The sequence below is a fragment of the Halodesulfovibrio oceani subsp. galateae genome (genome assembly GCF_055397225.1).
This window is the reverse complement of sequence record NZ_AP042453.1, coordinates 2,117,066-2,134,404: the sequence shown is the minus strand read 5'-3', so window position 1 is coordinate 2,134,404 and position 17,339 is coordinate 2,117,066. Positions and strand designations below refer to the sequence as shown.

General features: G+C 43.5%; 20 protein-coding genes. 8 read left to right on the top strand and 12 right to left on the bottom strand.

From position 1 onward, the window contains the following. Positions 1-187: 187 nt before the first annotated feature. Together ACZ5V1_RS09605 and cutA are read right to left on the bottom strand one after the other, a co-directional pair. Positions 188-1,114: a carbohydrate kinase family protein gene (locus ACZ5V1_RS09605; protein ID WP_464388652.1), complete on the bottom strand. Its 927-nt coding sequence runs from the start codon at positions 1,112-1,114 to the stop codon at positions 188-190. Between the two features lie 13 nt (positions 1,115-1,127). After that, positions 1,128-1,439, bottom strand: coding sequence for a divalent-cation tolerance protein CutA (gene cutA, locus ACZ5V1_RS09600; protein WP_464388651.1), 312 nt, complete (start codon positions 1,437-1,439; stop codon positions 1,128-1,130). Positions 1,440-1,699: 260 nt separating this feature from the next. Between cutA and nth the strand changes: the two genes are divergently transcribed. The 3 genes from nth (at position 1,700) to ACZ5V1_RS09585 (ending at position 3,636) form a co-directional block, all read left to right on the top strand. Beyond that, on the top strand, positions 1,700-2,338 hold the full coding sequence (nth, locus tag ACZ5V1_RS09595; protein WP_464388650.1) for an endonuclease III: 639 nt from the start codon (positions 1,700-1,702) through the stop codon (positions 2,336-2,338). A gap of 169 nt (positions 2,339-2,507) precedes the next feature. Next, positions 2,508-3,011: a hypothetical protein gene (locus tag ACZ5V1_RS09590; protein ID WP_464388649.1), complete on the top strand. Its 504-nt coding sequence runs from the start codon at positions 2,508-2,510 to the stop codon at positions 3,009-3,011. Positions 3,012-3,111: 100 nt separating this feature from the next. After that, positions 3,112-3,636 (top strand): hypothetical protein, encoded by a 525-nt coding sequence (locus ACZ5V1_RS09585; protein WP_464388648.1) that lies wholly within the window; start codon positions 3,112-3,114, stop codon positions 3,634-3,636. Positions 3,637-3,793: 157 nt separating this feature from the next. On the opposite strand, the gene ACZ5V1_RS09580 is transcribed toward ACZ5V1_RS09585, so the two are convergent. After that, the gene (locus tag ACZ5V1_RS09580) at positions 3,794-4,549 is read right to left on the bottom strand and encodes a DUF4344 domain-containing metallopeptidase (RefSeq protein WP_464388647.1); all 756 of its coding nucleotides are present in this window, start codon (positions 4,547-4,549) and stop codon (positions 3,794-3,796) included. Between the two features lie 249 nt (positions 4,550-4,798). Here ACZ5V1_RS09580 and ACZ5V1_RS09575 point away from each other — a divergent pair, with 249 nt between their 5' ends. Further along, a complete protein-coding gene (locus tag ACZ5V1_RS09575; protein WP_464388646.1) occupies positions 4,799-5,782 on the top strand; it encodes a GlxA family transcriptional regulator in 984 nt (327 codons plus the stop codon). A gap of 137 nt (positions 5,783-5,919) precedes the next feature. Here ACZ5V1_RS09575 and metK read toward each other — a convergent pair whose 3' ends face one another. Genes metK through panC form a run of 3 tightly spaced genes read right to left on the bottom strand, consistent with a single transcriptional unit; the run spans position 5,920 to position 8,652 of the window. After that, positions 5,920-7,089 carry a methionine adenosyltransferase gene (gene metK, locus ACZ5V1_RS09570; protein WP_464391616.1) on the bottom strand — a complete coding sequence of 390 codons (1,170 nt, stop codon included), beginning with the start codon at positions 7,087-7,089 and terminating at the stop codon, positions 5,920-5,922. A gap of 16 nt (positions 7,090-7,105) precedes the next feature. Beyond that, positions 7,106-7,792, bottom strand: coding sequence for a DUF502 domain-containing protein (locus ACZ5V1_RS09565; RefSeq protein WP_464388645.1), 687 nt, complete (start codon positions 7,790-7,792; stop codon positions 7,106-7,108). A gap of 11 nt (positions 7,793-7,803) precedes the next feature. Continuing rightward, positions 7,804-8,652: a pantoate--beta-alanine ligase gene (panC, locus tag ACZ5V1_RS09560; RefSeq protein WP_464388644.1), complete on the bottom strand. Its 849-nt coding sequence runs from the start codon at positions 8,650-8,652 to the stop codon at positions 7,804-7,806. 173 nt (positions 8,653-8,825) lie between these two features. Between panC and ACZ5V1_RS09555 the strand changes: the two genes are divergently transcribed. Continuing rightward, positions 8,826-9,425, top strand: a complete 600-nt coding sequence (locus tag ACZ5V1_RS09555) for a hypothetical protein (protein WP_464388643.1) — start codon at positions 8,826-8,828, stop codon at positions 9,423-9,425. A 356-nt stretch (positions 9,426-9,781) separates the two neighbouring features. Continuing rightward, positions 9,782-10,045: an RNA recognition motif domain-containing protein gene (locus tag ACZ5V1_RS09550; protein WP_464388642.1), complete on the top strand. Its 264-nt coding sequence runs from the start codon at positions 9,782-9,784 to the stop codon at positions 10,043-10,045. A gap of 57 nt (positions 10,046-10,102) precedes the next feature. Here ACZ5V1_RS09550 and ACZ5V1_RS09545 read toward each other — a convergent pair whose 3' ends face one another. Beyond that, positions 10,103-10,864, bottom strand: a complete 762-nt coding sequence (locus ACZ5V1_RS09545; RefSeq protein WP_464388641.1) for a substrate-binding periplasmic protein — start codon at positions 10,862-10,864, stop codon at positions 10,103-10,105. Positions 10,865-10,986: 122 nt separating this feature from the next. Here ACZ5V1_RS09545 and ACZ5V1_RS09540 point away from each other — a divergent pair, with 122 nt between their 5' ends. Further along, positions 10,987-11,598, top strand: a complete 612-nt coding sequence (locus ACZ5V1_RS09540; RefSeq protein ID WP_160715224.1) for a DUF2238 domain-containing protein — start codon at positions 10,987-10,989, stop codon at positions 11,596-11,598. Positions 11,599-11,756: 158 nt separating this feature from the next. On the opposite strand, the gene ACZ5V1_RS09535 is transcribed toward ACZ5V1_RS09540, so the two are convergent. Together ACZ5V1_RS09535 and ACZ5V1_RS09530 are read right to left on the bottom strand one after the other, a co-directional pair. Further along, positions 11,757-12,734, bottom strand: a complete 978-nt coding sequence (locus ACZ5V1_RS09535) for a permease (RefSeq protein WP_464388640.1) — start codon at positions 12,732-12,734, stop codon at positions 11,757-11,759. A 256-nt stretch (positions 12,735-12,990) separates the two neighbouring features. Beyond that, complete coding sequence (locus ACZ5V1_RS09530) at positions 12,991-13,332, bottom strand: ArsR/SmtB family transcription factor (protein WP_464388639.1); 342 nt, start codon at positions 13,330-13,332, stop codon at positions 12,991-12,993. Positions 13,333-13,531: 199 nt separating this feature from the next. Here ACZ5V1_RS09530 and ACZ5V1_RS09525 point away from each other — a divergent pair, with 199 nt between their 5' ends. Continuing rightward, positions 13,532-14,164: an HD domain-containing protein gene (locus tag ACZ5V1_RS09525; RefSeq protein WP_160715228.1), complete on the top strand. Its 633-nt coding sequence runs from the start codon at positions 13,532-13,534 to the stop codon at positions 14,162-14,164. A gap of 226 nt (positions 14,165-14,390) precedes the next feature. Here ACZ5V1_RS09525 and ACZ5V1_RS09520 read toward each other — a convergent pair whose 3' ends face one another. The 3 genes from ACZ5V1_RS09520 to ACZ5V1_RS09510 all read right to left on the bottom strand — a co-directional run bounded on the left by ACZ5V1_RS09520 (position 14,391) and on the right by ACZ5V1_RS09510 (position 16,965). Next, positions 14,391-14,702, bottom strand: a complete 312-nt coding sequence (locus tag ACZ5V1_RS09520; protein WP_464388638.1) for a VOC family protein — start codon at positions 14,700-14,702, stop codon at positions 14,391-14,393. Positions 14,703-14,951: 249 nt separating this feature from the next. Then, on the bottom strand, positions 14,952-15,194 hold the full coding sequence (locus ACZ5V1_RS09515) for a hypothetical protein (protein WP_464388637.1): 243 nt from the start codon (positions 15,192-15,194) through the stop codon (positions 14,952-14,954). A 25-nt stretch (positions 15,195-15,219) separates the two neighbouring features. Further along, positions 15,220-16,965, bottom strand: coding sequence for a YeiH family protein (locus ACZ5V1_RS09510; RefSeq protein WP_464388636.1), 1,746 nt, complete (start codon positions 16,963-16,965; stop codon positions 15,220-15,222). Positions 16,966-17,339: the final 374 nt, after the last annotated feature.

The following is a 17,339-nucleotide window of genomic DNA, read 5'->3' as shown; positions in this document are numbered from 1 at the left end:
GATTTCATGCTATTCAAACCTGCACGTTGTTTTTGTAACAGATCATAAAAAAGCGGGTTGCGACAATAACGTCGCAACCCGCTTAAAAAACAAAATAAGAGACAGTAACTACACACGATTGTTGTAGTTACTTGAATTTTTTAACCTTCGGATGCGTAAAAACGCCGTAGGCTTTAGTTCAAACGAACTAAGCGCAGAAGGCTTCAGCGTAACGAGCGTCAAATTCTTCCTGAGTGAAGGAATGCTCGCGGGTGCCGTAGTGTTCTACGCAGTAACTTGCGGTAACCGCGCCAAGTTTTGCAGATTCTTCTACGGATTTACCGTCGATGATACCTTTGATGAGACCGGCACGGAATGCATCGCCACAACCTGTTGGGTCTATAGCTTTGGTAGGATTTGCAATACCAACTTCTACAGGGCTGCCGTTATCGATACGGGAACCATTTTCTGCAAGGGTAGTGATTACGTAGTTGCATTTTTCGAGAAGCTGTTCTTTTGACAGGCCGGTAGCATTTTTGATGAGTTCAAGTTCGTAATCATTTGATACGAGCATGTACGCACCTTCGATGCATTCAAGCATTTCTTCGCCAGAGAAAATAGTAATCTGCTGACCTGGATCGAAGATGTAGCGAATGCCATTTTCGCGGAAATATTTAGGCAGATTCATCATGTCATCTTTGTTGCCCGGTGAAATGATAGCGATGTCATTTTCTTTAGAAATATTCGGGAACTCATAGTTGCATGGATGAATCATAGCGCCCGGATGGAAGCCGGTGATCTGGTTGTCACTCTGGTCTGTTGTGATATGAGCACTTGCGGTGAAGAGGTCATCAACAATACGGATGCCTTCGAGTGGCAGATTTTGTTCTTCCATTACTTTCTTGTAACGGTCAAAATCTTTACCAACGGTGGAGAGAACAGTTGGTTTTTCGCCGAGCAGAGCAAGGGAGTGAGCAATGTTTCCTGCTGTACCTCCAAGTTTTTCTTCCAGACGTTCGATGAAGAAACATACGTTGAGCATGTGAATTTTGTCAGGAAGAATGTGATCAGCAAATTTGCCTTCGAAATTCATAATGCGGTCATAGGCGATTGAGCCGAATACATAAATGGACATTTAACTAGTGCTCCTAGCGTGTTTCGTGTTCAATCCAAGACAGAAATTCTGGATTTCCGCCTGTGATTGGTAAAGATACTATACAGGGTACATCGTAGCTATGAAGTTCTCGTACAGCTTGTGTGAGTGCGGTAACTTTGTCTTCCGATGTTTTTGCAATTAAAACAACTTCATGTGCTGACTGCACTTCGTTCTCCCATTTGTAAATTGATTCTACATTGGGAAAAATGTTGATACATGCGGCAAGATTTTGTGAAACAAGCTCTTTACCAATAGATCGTGCTTCTTCTGGAGTTGAAGCCGTCATATACACGATAAAAGACATGGTATCTCCGATTTGTTGAAGTGCATTAACAACTGGGGGACAGTACAAAAAGTTGAGAGCGAGGGCAATTGTTCAACGTGCACTTGCATAAAAAAATGATGGTCACAAAAAGATTACTGAGTATTTTTTGTGGCATAGCAACTTGCCAAAGTGGCTTTCTACTGCAAAAATACTGAAAATTAGCCTTCAATTTTTTTATTTATATATTAAACTGTTATGATTGAATTATTAACGCTCAATGAGCTTTGTCTGGAGATATAATGCGTAAGAAAGAACGTGCGTTAGAAATGCTGGCGCGATTACATAAACGATACCCAACAAAATCCACCCATTTAAATTTCAAAACTGTATGGGAGTTGTTCGTAGCCACTGTTCTTTCTGCTCAGTGTACTGACGCGCGTGTGAACATGGTTACTCCAGTATTATTTGATCGCTGGCCAACCCCTTATGAGTTGGCAGAGGCAGATATTGTAGATGTAGAAGAGGTTGTGCGTTCCACAGGCTTTTATCGAAATAAGGCTAAAAATATTGTGGCCGCAGCGCAACGGGTGGTGGATGTTTACGATGGGGAAATTCCTAAGACTTCTGAAGAAGTAATAACGCTTGCGGGAGCAGCACGTAAAACTGCAAACGTTGTACTTTGGAATGGGTACGGCATTAACGAAGGCATTGCTATTGATACTCATGTAAAGCGCATTGTTTTTCGCCTCGGGCTGACAAAAGCGACAAACCCGACCATTGTGGAAAAAGAGCTACTTCCACTTTTTCCAAGAGAAGAATGGGGTTTTGTGAATCATATGCTGGTTTCGTTTGGACGTGATGTGTGTATTGCGCGTAGCCCACAATGTAGTGTCTGTGAGATGGAAGAATTTTGTCCTAAAAATGGATTGAAGAAGTAGCAAAGAAATGTGAGGAATAGGATTATCTATTTCCTCCCTTTTTGGTGTGGAATAAGGATTCTAATTGTTTAGAAATATTCATTTTTTATTAATCGATCATAAGAATCTGGCGATAAGCATTTAGAGTGTTCATAGTCTGGGGCTTTAAATTATAAGCTAGGTCGTAGCCATGTCGGTAGTAACTTCATTATTAAATAAGCCTGTGGAAATGACACAGCTTCAAAAAACTGTGCAAGCCATGCAGAAAAAGTCTGCGGGCGGTGTTTCAAATTTGTTTGTGAATCAGCAAACAGATCATTCCGAATCTTTTCGGGCAAAAATGGACGCTGTTGCCTCGATTGAGGCGTTAATGGCAGGCAAACAAGCAGCGATGAGCTCGCTTATAGGCACGCAGTCGCTTGCAATGGATCCAAATTCTCCAGATGGCAGAGCAAGTAGTGCTGCCATTAGAAATAGAGTTGATGTCATGTATTCGAATCAGCAGGATAAAAAGATTCGTCAAAATAATGATGCTGCTGTTAAAAAAGACAATAAAGCAGAGCAAGTTCAAGAAGCTGTTGAAGTTGCACTTGCAAATATTCCGAAATCAGTGCCACTTCCTTCGGCTCCTGAAGGTGGCCGCAGTGCAGTAAAAGTGCAGAAAGCTCCGGCTAAGATTTCTATTCGAGTATAGATTGTAGTCATGAAGTAGTCTGCTATCTAAAATAATTACTAACTATTTAAGTATGTAAAGGTTTTAGTCTGTGTGAGTCTTTTTAATAAAGGTTGTAGCTATGTCGTTAATAAATTCTTTATTAAGTAAGCCTGTGGAAATGACACAGCTTCAAAAAACTGCTCAAGCCATGCAGAAGAAGTCTGCGGGCGGCGTCTCAAACTTATTTGTGAATCAGCAGACGGATCATTCTAAGTACATTCGATCAACAATTGAATCTTCACGGGCTGTGCATAAGGCTCTTGATAATAAAATGAGTTCAATGACTTCGTTGCTTCAGGCGCAGATGAATTTTGAAGAAAGTAGTCAAGCTGAGAATAGCGCTTTATATCATGGGCCGTTGGATCTTTCGTATTCAAGGCGTGCCCGTATAGGTGCACGAGCCGGAAGACTGTTGAATCTTGACCAAAGTAAAGAAGTTCGGCGTAGTAATGATGCGGTTACTGACCGTGATCGAGCTGCGGAAAGCTCAGAACGTCCTACAGAGGTTGTACATGGTGCAACATCGCTAACACGAATTTCTTCAGCCTCTGGAAGCCACAGAGCTTCTACAAAACCACAAGCAAAAATTTCTATTCGGGTTTAACCAGTGTCGTAGGTTGCCTGAGTGACTAGAATGAGAAAGCTGAAATTCATTTAAATGGATTTCGGCTTTTTTGTCTTTAAACAGAGAGGGGCAAATATCTCTAGAGAGATAAGTGCTCATGGAGTGCAAGAGAGGGGACGTATTCGGATGAGCAGGATTAATCTGGCAATGGAATGCTAAGAATTTCTTCCCACTGCTTGTGGTATTTAAGGAAACGAACAGGGCAGAACGCTTCACTGTTTACAGGAAGGTCTGTTAACAGTTCTTTGTAATTTTCAGGATTGCTGCCGTAGATGAGACAGTTAATTTCCTGTACACGGCGGATGTCGTCTTTTGTATTGAGTTTGGATTCAGGCTCGGTCGCTAGTAACTGAAATGCCTTGGCAGCGCTTGCTGCGATTTCTGCTCCATCTTCATATACGCTGATAAGAAGAATTGCAGAAAGGTTGTCTACAGCTTCCTCTTCCATTTTTTCTGTAATCCCTGTTGGCTGGGAATATATTATGGCGTGCCCTAGTTCATGATATATGGCGTGGTGAAGTGTATTTAATGCAGAAGTAGCGGGACTTGTTTGAGCGATATATTTTTTTTCGGCGAACATATTTTGAGTGCTGCTAAAAAAATCGTATGGGATTTGAATTTCTAAATTGCCGTTTTGCAGAACTGCAAAGTGTGGTCCGATCTGCGTCCCAAATCGTAAGACGACATCTTCTGTTAGCAGGTTCCACTCGTCAACTATTTGCGCAACTTCTTCTGCAACTTCTGATTGATGAACAATGCGTGCAGCAACCACATCTTCCGGTTCGGGAAGGTCGTATACAATGCGTAATCTACCTTTGGCAGTTGCGGTGGTGGGGGTGAGCACGGCACATACAACTAGTAGAAGAGACATAGCTGCAATAGTGCGAAGCATACAAAAATAATACATACGCATGGACGCACTGTAGCGTGACTTTTTACAGATATCAATTTCTATTAAGTCTATTGATTACAAACTAGTAAGGATAGTATTGGCTACATTTTATGCTTTTGAATATGCCGTTGAAGCTTGTATCTACAAATTGGCAGAAAAAGCACAAACAATGTCATTGTAGACAGTATGGGTGCTTGCTAAAATAAGCCTTAGAACAGTCGTGTCAGTGCTTTTGGTGAAAGGTGGTTTATGCGGAAAAAAATAGAAGTCGTAATTTTTGATGGTGCGTTGCCATTGGATATATCCGGAGCAACAGCCGTATTTTCAGCTGTTACAGCCTTGTTGCAGAAGGATGGCTTGGGCGGCGGATATGATTTTTGCTATGCTGCCAGAGAGTTGGGTACATTTTCCTTGGATGGAAATTTTCCAATGTGCATTGATTCAGTCATCGGTGAAACCGGCTATAACGATATGCTTTTGATACCCGGTGGACTGGGAGTAGATGCTGCAATTGCGGATGTTGAATTTATGAAAAAGGTTCATCATGCTGTGAGTGCCAGTGCACAGGTCATTTCAGTGTGCACAGGCTCCGGTATTCTTGCGGCAACAGGAATATTGGATGGGCGAACGGCAGCAACGCATTGGGTAATGGCTTCAGAATTTTCTGCAAGGTATCCGCAGGTACATTTCGATTCGAGTGTGTTGTTTCAACGCGACGGACACGTGTACACAAGTGCCGGAGTTTCTACAGGGATAGATTTAGCGCTCTCGATTGTAGAAGAAGACTTCGGGCACGAACTGGCAATGCGTGTGGCACGGTTGCTGGTGGTATATTACCGCAGACCGGGCTGGCAAACTCAGTTTAGTCCATTGTTGGAAGCGCAGACTCGTTTGACGAAACGTTTTGCAAAGCTTCAAAAATGGATATTACAAAATTTTTCTCAAAAGCTTTCTGTAGAGCTGCTCGCAGAGAAAGCGGGTATGAGCTCTCGAAATTTCGCGCGCGTATTTGGAAAGGAAACCGGAAAAACTCCGGGTAAGTATGTTGAAGAGGTCCGGCTGGAGCACGCTCGTGCCATGCTGGAAGCTGGGGAGTGCGACTTTGATCGCGTTGCACTTATCTCAGGTTTCGGACGTGAGGAAAGGATGCGGAGAGCATTTCATCGGACGTTCGGCGTTTCACCACGACAATACAGATCGCACTTTTCAGTGGCGGAAGAGAGAGTTGAATGAGTCTTTCCTTCCGAGTCATAAAAAAGAAATGGATTCTCGTTGGAAAGCGTCTACGAAAGTATACGGTTGACTAGTTAGAATAAAAAAAGGGTGGAGCCAAAAGCTTCACCCTTTTTATTTTGCAATATAAACAGCAGCTATACTTTCGCAGCAGTGCGGAGTGCGTCAATTGCGTCAGTTGCTTCCCAGCGGAATTCAGGAAGTTCACGACCAAAGTGACCGTAGCATGCAGATTTTTTGTAGATAGGACGTTTAAGGTCAAGAGTCTTGCTGATGCCGTAAGGACGCAGGTCGAATACTTCCTTAACAGCGTTAGTAAGAATTTCATCCGGAATTTCAGAAGTACCGAAAGAAGTAGCAAGAACAGATACAGGCTCAGCAACGCCGATAACGTAAGCAATCTGAACTTCACAAGTAGGTGCGAGGCCAGCTGCAACAACGTTTTTAGCAATGTAACGACCCATGTAGGCAGCAGAGCGGTCTACTTTGGAAGGATCTTTACCGGAGAATGCGCCGCCGCCGTGGTGGCCCATGCCGCCGTATGTATCCTGAATGATTTTGCGGCCGGTAAGACCGCAGTCACCCATTGGACCGCCGATTACAAAACGACCGGTGGTGTTGATGAAGATACGGGTAGCACTGTCGAGAAGTTCTGCAGGAAGAGTCTTGTTGATAACTTCTTCACGAATGCCTTCAACGATGTCGTCCTGAGATACGCCGTCTTTGTGCTGGGAAGAAATAACAACTGTGTCGATACGGGTCGGCTTGCCGTCGAGGTATTCAAAAGAAACTTCTGTTTTACCATCAGGGCGGAGGAAATCGAGATCGTTGTCTTTACGTGCAGCGGTGAGGCGCTCGGAAAGTTTGTGGGACCAGTAAATTGGAGCTGGCATGAGGGTTGGTGTTTCGTTACATGCGTAACCGAACATCATGCCCTGGTCGCCTGCACCCTGATCTTCAGGAGCGGTCTGATCAACACCCTGTGCGATGTCTGGAGACTGTTTATCGATAGAGGAGATAACTGCACAGGTGTCAGCATCAAAGCCCATGTCAGAGCTTGTGTAGCCGATTTCACGGATGGTATCACGAACTACAGTAGGGAAGTCCGCGTAGCCTGTGGTGCTGATTTCGCCAGCAATAACAGCCATGCCAGTGGTAACAAGAGTTTCACAAGCAACACGACACTCAGGGTCTTGAGCCATGATTGTGTCAAGAATAGCATCAGAAATCGCGTCAGCAACTTTATCCGGGTGACCTTCAGTAACAGACTCAGAGGTAAAGTGGTATTTACCCTTGTTGTTGATCATCATTATGGAAGCTCCTCTAATCAGATGATGTTTTATTTTCAAATTTTTTTTGTTTCAGCTCAGGCGATTCTGGATTAAGAATGCCGCCTGAAATGAGAATCTTAAAGGCATCTTCGACGGAAAGGTCAAGCTTGATGGTGTCCTCTTGCGGAACCATCAGGTAAAAACCGGAAGTAGGGTTCGGTGTTGTAGGAACGAATACGTTCAGCACCTTCTCTTCCGTTTTTCGCTGAATTTCACCAACGGCGATACCTGTAACAAACGCCAAGGCGTATAGCCTAGGGCGTGGATATTCAATAAGAACAACTTGTTTAAACTCTTTTGCAGGACGTTTAAAGACGCTAATGAAAAGTTGATTCGTTGCAGCGTAAAACCGGTTTATTCCCGGAAGCTTAAGAATTATTTTTTCAATTGTACGTGCGACTACTTTCCCTACATAGTTGCGAACCAGCAAGCCGGTGCATACTAAAATAATAAAAACAAGTATGATACCTGTTCCGGTTTCGGGGATTCCTAAATATTCAGGAAGCCTCATGGAGTCCGGTACCCATTTCCAAGCACCGTCTGCCCATCTTAGAAGGACACGCAGTATAAAGACTGTTACGACAATGGGCGCAAGAAAAAGAAAACCGGCAATAAGATTTACACGTAAAAAGTATTTTAGGTGCTGCCATGGGGTTCGCTTTTTCGGCGTTTTTGTCATGGTTTCTCCGTTTACAGGTAGAATGGCCAGTTGTCTAATAGTCTTGCTTTTCCGACGAACACAGCTACTGCGCAGCGTGCTTTATCGGTAATTTTCTTGATCGGTTCGATAGAATCCGGATCAATAAATTCGAGATAATCTTCTTTGCCCAGTGGTAGATGTTTGCTCCAGTACTCACGGATAACAGTCTTAAGCTGTTCAACATCACGCTCGCCCTGTGTAAAGGCATCTGCACCGGCTCGTATGCCAGCATTAATATGCTTGGCTTGTGCACGTTCCTCTTGTGTGAGGTATGCATTACGGGAACTCATTGCAAGACCGTCATTTTCTCGAACAAGTGAACCATTAATAATAGTGGTCGGCAGGTTCAAATCTCGGGTCATGCGTCGGATAATTGCAAGCTGCTGCCAGTCCTTTTCGCCGAATACAGCGTATTCAGGCAGGGTTAGTATCAATAGTTTTGTAACTACAGTGGATACTCCCCTAAAATGTGTCGGACGGCTGGTAGAGCATAGACCTTGAGCAAGCTGTGGTACTTCTACCCATGTTGCATGGTCTTCAGCATACATGCTTCCCGGTTCAGGGATAAACAAAATATCTGCACCCAGTTCACGGGCTGTATTGGCATCGTCTTCGTGATTTTTCGGGTACGCATCAAGGTCTTCATTTGCACCGAACTGAGTCGGATTTACAAAGAGAGTTACAATGAGTTTGTCCGACTGTTCACGGCCAATGCGCATAAGGTTTTTATGCCCTTCGTGGAAGTAACCCATCGTTGGCACAAGACCAACTTTAACGCCTTCACAGCGCCATTGGAGACAAATTTTCTGTAGTTCAGCAGGTGATGTAATTATTTGCATATCAATTTATCCAGATATATTTGAGAAATCAATATACGGATCAGAATAACTTGTCTAGTTAAAAAAGGAATAATGGGGATTATAGTTACTAACGAGTAGAGCTCTTGCTAGTGCAAAATGTTTGTGTCACATCAGACATTGTAAAAGATTTTAGAGAGAGGACATACTGCCAGATGGAAGCTTTGTTTCAAGGTAAATTGGATAATTTTTGTGCATTATATGCAGTGCTTAATGCAATGCAGCGAACTCACGGCATTAGTCACTGGGAAGCGCGCAAGCTGTTTCATGCAGGACTGATGAGTTTTTCTCAGGACGTTGAAAGCTGGGAAAAAATCGTATGCAACCGCACTGATTACATTGCGGAAGTACAGTCCTTTATAAAAGTGATTCGTAACGAAGGTTCGCCAATACACTATACACAACCTTTTCCAGATGGGAAGGCCAGTATTGCTGATGTGCTTGATGTAATCCGCGAATGGAGCCCTGTTGATAAACGTAAGGGACCAACTTTGTTCGAGCAGGCGGGAGGCAAGGGAGTTGTTTTACAGTTTAAACGCTATTTGCCGTTCCGTGGTGCACCACTGATTAGCCACTGGACTGCTGTGAAAGAATATGCGGGTAGTGAGATTCGTTTTGTTGATTCCAGTTTAGAAAAAACAGCAACACACGCACTACCGGAAAATGGTTTTTGCACCCGTGAAGAAGAGTTGAAGCAAGGTCGACTTTTTTTGATTAATCCAGCGACAATTTATTTATTAGAATCAAATAATTAGATTCTAATTCTTAAATTTAAAATATATTGCTACACATTTTGTTAGATTCTCAAATTAAAGACTCCTTTTATTTTCTGTATTGAGAATTAGTATTTGAAATATTTTATTTTCAAATGCTTGGCAGTTGTGTTACAAGTGTACTCTCGAGTGTCGCAAGCTTCGGCTTTAGGTTGTGCCTCGATTTTTAGACAAATGTTAATGCGTGATGTGCCGTAGGCGCTTGCGTTATGCATAGGCAGATTGCAGATTGTTCTATTTTTCTGCCGTTGTTTTGGAGAAGGATTGGACCCATATGGGGTTCACTTCTTTTGTAGGTGCGCACGCGCATCTTGTTTTTTATTTTTTGGAGTTTTTTCGTGTCTAAGAATATCTATGTTGGCAACCTTGCCTGGTCTGTTGGTGATGATGATTTGCGTGGCCTTTTTCAGGGTTACGGTGAAGTTATTTCTGCTCGTGTAGTTGAAGATCGCGAAACTGGCCGCTCCCGTGGCTTCGGTTTTGTTGAAATGGAAGACAACGGCGCTCAGGATGCTATTGATGCACTCAATGGTAGCGAGCACGATGGTCGTAGCCTCAAAGTTAACGAAGCTCGTCCACGCGAACGTCGTCCTCGTTACTAAGCTATAGTTACAGTGAAAGCCCACCATTGGTGGGCTTTTTTTTATGCTTTTTTCAGGCTATAGCTTGGGGTAATAGTCGTTATAGATTTCTATTGCTTCTTCTGAATCCGCAAACTTGTTCATTGCTTCTTGGAAGTCATCTACAAACTGTTGAGGCACAGCATCGTTAAATATGAAACCGTTCGGGGTTTTTGCAACAATCTTGAGTACTCGTAAATTTGAAGAATCTCCGCCGATTAATCGATAATTATGGAGTATGTTGGGAATGCTTCCGACAATAAGTGGAGCACGTCCTTTGAAAAATTTTTTCACACTACAGGGAAAGGTCGTGCCGAAGTCGAAGTTTTTATCAGTGTACCCCTGCTTGCGAAGTAGAGGTAATATGCTCGCAGCTTTTGGTACACACATTCGGGCACGTTTAATATGATCAGGTGTTGAAAAGAGTTTTTCGTTTCGTTTATGTGTGAGAATAGCTACAGAAAATAGAACGGGCGTCGTGACGTAACGATACCTTTTTTTCCGCTCTTCTGTAATTGCTACAGGGAAAAGGCACGTTGGCGTGCTGGAATCGAAATTTTTGATAGAGCGAGGCCAGGGCTGAACTTTGATTTCGTGCTCTGGCATATCCATATACTTCCAGAGTCGTTTCACCACTTCTATATTGTACCCTTTTAAATTACCATTCTGAGTATATACAATGGGTGGTAGACTCTCTGTAATAAAGAGCACAGGTTCACTGTGTGCAGAACGCGGTAGAATGAAAAAGAACGCACAGCATAGAACTGTACATGCTAAACTAAAACGAAATCGCAGCTGCATAACGTGCCCCATTGTATCTATGCTGAACGATGATTTGGTGTGTTAAATGTAGTAGTTTTGTACTATAGGCTCCAAATGATTTTGGCAATACATTATCGTGAAACACTACTTTGGAGGAAATCATGGGTCGAATATTTACTGCACAAAATTTTCCATTTATTCTTGCCGCGGTCTTTACAATTTTTTTTGGTGTAATGGGCATAGCTCCTGTTTCAAGAGAAGTATGGATTGCGGAAGTTATCCCTGTTGCAGCAATCTTCATTTTACTTTGTGTCACGTTTCCATTTTTTAGATTTTCAAACGTGTCATATGGCCTAATGGCGTTTTGGCTGTTTTGGCATACAATAGGTGGGCATTACACTTTTGCAGGCGTGCCTTTTGAATGGGTGACAGACCTTTTTGGATTTGAACGTAACCATTTTGATAGAATTGGGCATTTTTCTGTAGGGTTCTATGCATACCCGATTGCAGAATTGTTTATTCGTAGAAAACTCGCGGGACCGATAGTTACAACTCTTTTTGCATTATTCACCATCATGTCCATTGCGGCAGCATATGAGATTATCGAATGGCAATATGCTGTGCTTGAAGGCGGCACTGCTGGCATTGAATTTCTTGGAAGTCAGGGAGACATTTGGGATGCGCAAAAAGATATGCTTGCAGACACCCTCGGAGCAGTTGTTACACTGATTTTGTTCTGGGTATTTGGTAAACGGTGGGGAAGTCGCGGTTAGCTTCATCTACATATAAGACCTTCGTTGCATGCAATACTGTACAGATTTTGACAGGTTGTGACTGTTGGCTTTTGATTTATTTTGAATAAAAAAACGGCATGGAATTTTCCATGCCGTTTTCTTGTTTTTTATGATGTAACGATTCTTAATTATTCATTTTAAATAACAATGTTAAATAAGAAACCAACAACCAGAATGCCGGAAGCAACAATGGCTACATAGATAGTGATAAGCTTTACGCTAAGTACTTTTCTAAGAATAACCATTTCAGGAAGACTGAGCGCTACGACAGACATCATAAATGCAAGTGCAGTACCCAGCGCAGCGCCTTTGCCTAACAAGGCAGAGACAATAGGGATAATACCTGCAGCACTGGCATACATTGGTACGCCGATAGCAACTGCGGCAGGAACACTCCACCATGCATCTTTACCCATAATGGATGCCATTGCACCTTCTGGAACATAGCCGTGGATACCGGCACCGATTGCGATACCAATAACAATGTACAGCCATGTTTTTCCCAAAATATCGACAACAGAATCCCAAGCAAAATCTAAGCGGTGAGCAAAAGTAGGGTACGATGGGGATTTGTTGGTGCCGTCATCACGAATCTGACGAACCCAAGGTTCCAACATGTGATCCAGTTTCATCTTGCCAAGTACCCAGCCTGCAATAACCGCAATGGTTACGCCAGTCACAAGGTATAGTGCCGCTACTTTGAACCCAAAGAGTCCGTACAGCAAAACTAATGCGATTTCGTTAACCATTGGTGCGGCGATCAGAAACGAGAAGGTCACACCAAGCGGAACACCGGCTGCTACGAATCCTAAAAAGAGCGGTACAGCAGAGCAGGAGCAGAACGGCGTAATAATGCCGACACACGCTGCGATGACGTTACCAAGGGATTCTCTACCTGTAAGGTATTTACGGCTGCGTTCTGGAGTGATCCACGTACGCATAACACCAACAGCGAAAACAACTAGGCTCAGCAACAGCAGAATTTTCGGAGTATCATATAAGAAGAACCGGATGGATTCTGATAGATGGCTGCTAGCTTCAACATTTGGGATCATACCAGTCAGGACATCTGCAATAGTCAGTAACTGAGAATAAAGCAGTCCCCATCCGAGCAAAGCGATTGTTCCTACAATGCAGTAGAAGGTAAGTGAAAAACGTGCCTTTTTACCTTGAACAGGAGCAGCACCACATGCGCACGGAGATTCAAATGGATTTTCCGGCGCGCCATTGTCGGTTTTAGGTGCTCCGAAAGCCTGGGCAGCGAACTCGCCACCTTTATCTGGGTTTCAGCCATATATGGAGCAGGAGCTTTTTTCTTCTTCTTTTTTGTTTGGAGGAGTGATTTCGAGTGGTTTCATGGTGAGTCCCTCACTAAAGAATGTTCTTAATTTTTTTTAAGGTTAACAGGTTTGATTGTAGGGTCGTAAACTCTTCATCTGTTTTTATAGCTTGCTGCAGCAAATCTAAAAACGTTGAAATATACATATCAGTGCTATCTGTTGCGAGGCGATAATGCGTCCATCCGCCTGCTTTTCGGCCAATGGTAAGACCGGCATCAGTACACTGTTTTAAGTGACGGGAAACTGTAGGTTGTGCAAGGCCCATAATTTCCACAATATTACACACACACAGTTCGCCCCCGAGCAGTAAGCCGAGTATGCGCACGCGTGTTGGGTCTGAAAGTGCTTTTGTGATTCTAATAAAGTTGTGCATATGTTCTCCTGAATAGCCATTTAGCAATATGGCTATATGAACATGTTGTCAATATGCAAGCGTGAGAAATGTGCGGCTGTACAGTGATAGACAAAGGGAGTATGTGTTGCGGCTACTGCTTTACATACAAGTGTTTAAGCAATCGGTAACGAATTCAAATGAATAAGTATTGCGCATTAGTTAGCACAGGAGAGAGATGATGACAGCCTGCGATCCTCAGGTAAATTTACAAGGACGCGAGAAGCTTACCCGCCTCGCTGACTTTTTGTTTGAAGCAGGTATGCTGCGCAAAACTCCGCGTAGTGGATACCAGTTTTTAGGTTCCGGTAGTGAGAACGTCGCAGAGCACTCTTTTAGAACAGCCATTGTCGGATTTGTTCTCGCTAACGAGGCAGGTGCAGATCCTGTACATACCGCAATGATGTGTCTTTTTCATGATTTTCATGAGGCTCGTATTGGTGATTTTAACTACGTAAACCGTATTTACAACACTAGCGATCCTAAAGCTGCATTTTCTCATGCTCTTGAAGGAACAGGCCTTGAGTGCTTAGTAATGCCGTACTGGGATGAGCTTGAAGAAGCGGAATCTCTGGAAGCAAAGCTCGCTCAGGATGCAGATCAGATTGATCTTATTCTGAATCTTAAAGAAGAGTTTGATCTCGGTAACAAATATGCCGGTAAATGGATGCAGGGCGCGTTGCCGCGTCTGCGTACAGAGTTTGGCCGTGAGCTTGCTCAGCGTATCAGTGAAACAGACCACACCGACTGGTGGTACAAAGGTCCTGATAGTAACTGGTGGACACGTAAGAACGGTAAAAAGAAAGCTGAGTAATAACAGAGAATCGTAATGCTTGATCTGTGTTAGATGTTGCGGATTGTTGCAGCCTATTGCTTTTGCAAGAGCGTTGTGACGGGCAGTGTTCTAACTGGACAGTGTCTGATCTCTTTTGGATACAATCCGCACTATCGGCAGTTTCAAGTTTGATTATATAGACGACAGTAAGCCACTCCTTCGGGAGTGGCTTTTTTTATGGCTTATGTAATTGGAGCAGGTATGGCTAGTTGTATTCCATTAATTCAACAGGTGCATTGTTTTCTTCGATGAATGCAACGGTAAGCCCCTCACTTGGCGAGTTCGGTTCAATAATAATTTTTTTCCCTTCTAACGCTTCTGCAAGATTTTCTACAACAAAAGCGACATGGGGAACTGTTTTTACCAGTTCAGGATATGGGGCATCTGCATCGAAGCGCATCCACTGAATGCCGTATGGATTGTTCTCGTGATCAGTGACGTGCATCTTTAAATGAGGAAGATGAATTTCGTCCTTTTGTGGAATATCTGTGGGGATTCCAAGATGGTTGTATTTCATGATATCTCTTTTATCTTGTCAAAACAGAATGGATATGAAGTGCGGCAAAGAGTTCTTTTTGTGTCGCGCGAGATGACTTTCTAAAAAGTTAATAGGTAGAGGGAAAATTTCGCGTTTCCTTAAGGCAGCTAACCAATAAAACCGAAGAGCCACCAAAGGAGCAACGAAGATTATCCAATATCTTTTTCGGTCTTATCAGATGGTGGTATAAGAAAAAGGGAGCGGCTTCAACCGCTCCCTTTGATGTTGCTATTTCCCTTTCGGGAGATACGTGACTGTCGACCTTGCACCCAGCTCGGCATCAGCCAGAATTTCAACATCAGTCCAGTAAATGGCACCGGCATTAATGTCGTTCTGCTCGATGAAGGTTGCGAGAGTGCTGGCAGATTCTACATGTTTAAGCAGCATCGGGGAGAATACGAACATAAACAGCCAGATTATGAAAACTCCGGATGCGAACGATAGATAGCGTTTTGCGCTGCTTTTTTGCATACAAATTGTCCTTTATCGTTACATGTTAGATCTTTGCGGTAATTTCAGGGAACACCACGTAGAACATGAGGTATGCCATTGTCAGTGTAAGGAGAAGGTTGAAAGACTGACCGCAAACATACAGGATAAGCGGTTTGCCGCCTTTAAAGTAATGAGCGAGCTCGCGGAAGTTTGTCGCAAGACCGATGGATACAAAGGCAAGGCAGAAGAACCAACCTCGGAATGCTTTGGAGAAGCCACGAATTACACCGTGGTCAACCATTGCGTATCCGACGTCTGGTCCCATAGAACCGTAAATCCATGAGAAAAGGATAGAAGCGGCTAGGAAGCCGAGTACGAATTTAGGGAATCGGTACCAGATTTCCCACGCGTTTACAGAGCGCCCCGGAGTGCAATCAACGCGGGTGCACCAGTAAATGGCAACACCAAATGCGGTGATACCGATGAGTACGTTCTGGATCATTTTAATGGTTGCCGCAACGTACAGTGCTTTCTGTGAAAGGAAGGCACCAGCCGCTGCAACAGCACCTGTCGCATCAATTGTACCACCCATCCATGCACCACCGAGAATAAACGGCATGTCTACTGCTTTAATGAATGCAGGCATAAGGATCATCATAATAGATGTGAACACGAGGGAGAGACCAACCGAGAGGGTCAGTTCTTCTTTTTTTGCACGACACGCTGCTGCGGTTGCGATAGCTGCGGAAACACCACAAACAGACATATCCGCAGAAATAACAATGTTCAGCGTTTTAGACGGCATTTTTACCACTTTCTGACCGAAAATGAACGTGGTGATGAGTACAACTGGTGTTACTACCCATGCTACGAAAATGCCCGGAATGCCGATAGCAACGATTTTGCTAAAGAGAACTTCAGCACCCAGAAGAACAAGACCTGTTTTAATGAAGTATTCTGTCTGTACGGCAGGCATAACCCACTTAGGTGTACCGACTGTGTTTGAGATGAGAAGTCCGAATAGAATAGCCCATGCTGCGTACCCGATACCGAGTCCTTTCATGGTGCTTTGCTGTGCAGAAACATATGCAAGCGTAGCAATGGCGAAAACAAAAAAGAATCCGATAAAAAACTTAACAGGGCTGTGTCCCATTGCGGCGCGTCCAATGGCAAAGAAAATACCAAGGGCAACGCATAGCATGATGAGCCATGTAAGTTGGTTGTATGAAGATGCTTTTGTTTTCTTTTTAGCCTTACCGGCAGCGAACTTTTTGTTACGCCAGTCACTAATTGCGTCTGATGCTTGTTTGTTCAGCTCTGCATTGGTGAAGTTTGCCTCAGCGGCAGCTCCCTGAGCAATCGTTGCGGCGGCAAATGATTCATCCGCAGCTTTTTTTACTTTTTCATACTTGGCAACTGCTTTGGCTTTTTTAGCATCAGCCTGCGCGCTGTCCATAAAGAAAGCATCGAGCGGGTTAGTAGACCAGCCATGTGGCTTGTTTTGGAATTTTTTAATTGTTTTTGCAATAGGAGAGGAGGTTGCCTTCATGCCTTTTGCATCAGCAGCCTTGTAGTATTCAATTGTTTTAAAAGGAGCTTTGTTTGCTTCCAGTTGCATGATCGCATTAGACTCGGCAATGGTTTCGCGTAAATTTTTTGGCTCATTAGGTAGATAGATAATGAGGCCGATAACGAGAATTGCAAAGCCAAGCCATATTGCCCAGTAGTCTTCAAGTTTTACTAAATCAGACCAACTGGCATACCCCTTATCGACAACAACTTCTTCTTGTTGCTTGTTTTGTTCTGCCATTACCATTCCTCCTTATTAGAAGTAGCTAGGTCATGTACGCCACAATAAACAAGGCAGTAACAATACATGCATAAGACTCTCGTCTGCTTCATTTTTGAAAAAGCAGACGGGAGATGCCTGTAGCATTACAATGCCGGATACCTCAGTCACCACGAGTGCAGGTGAGCAGACAGCGTGAAGAAAGAAGAGGGAGAAGAGAATTAGGCGCGAAGTAGACGAGTAATCGAGCAGGAATTGTTCAGAACAGAAGGAGTATGAAAATCAGTATAGCGAAGCTCATGCTGCTAACTTACTGCATAGTATAAGAGGTAAAAGGCAGAAAATGTCAACAATTACCTGTAAATAAAAGAAAGAATACCTATAAGGATTAGAAA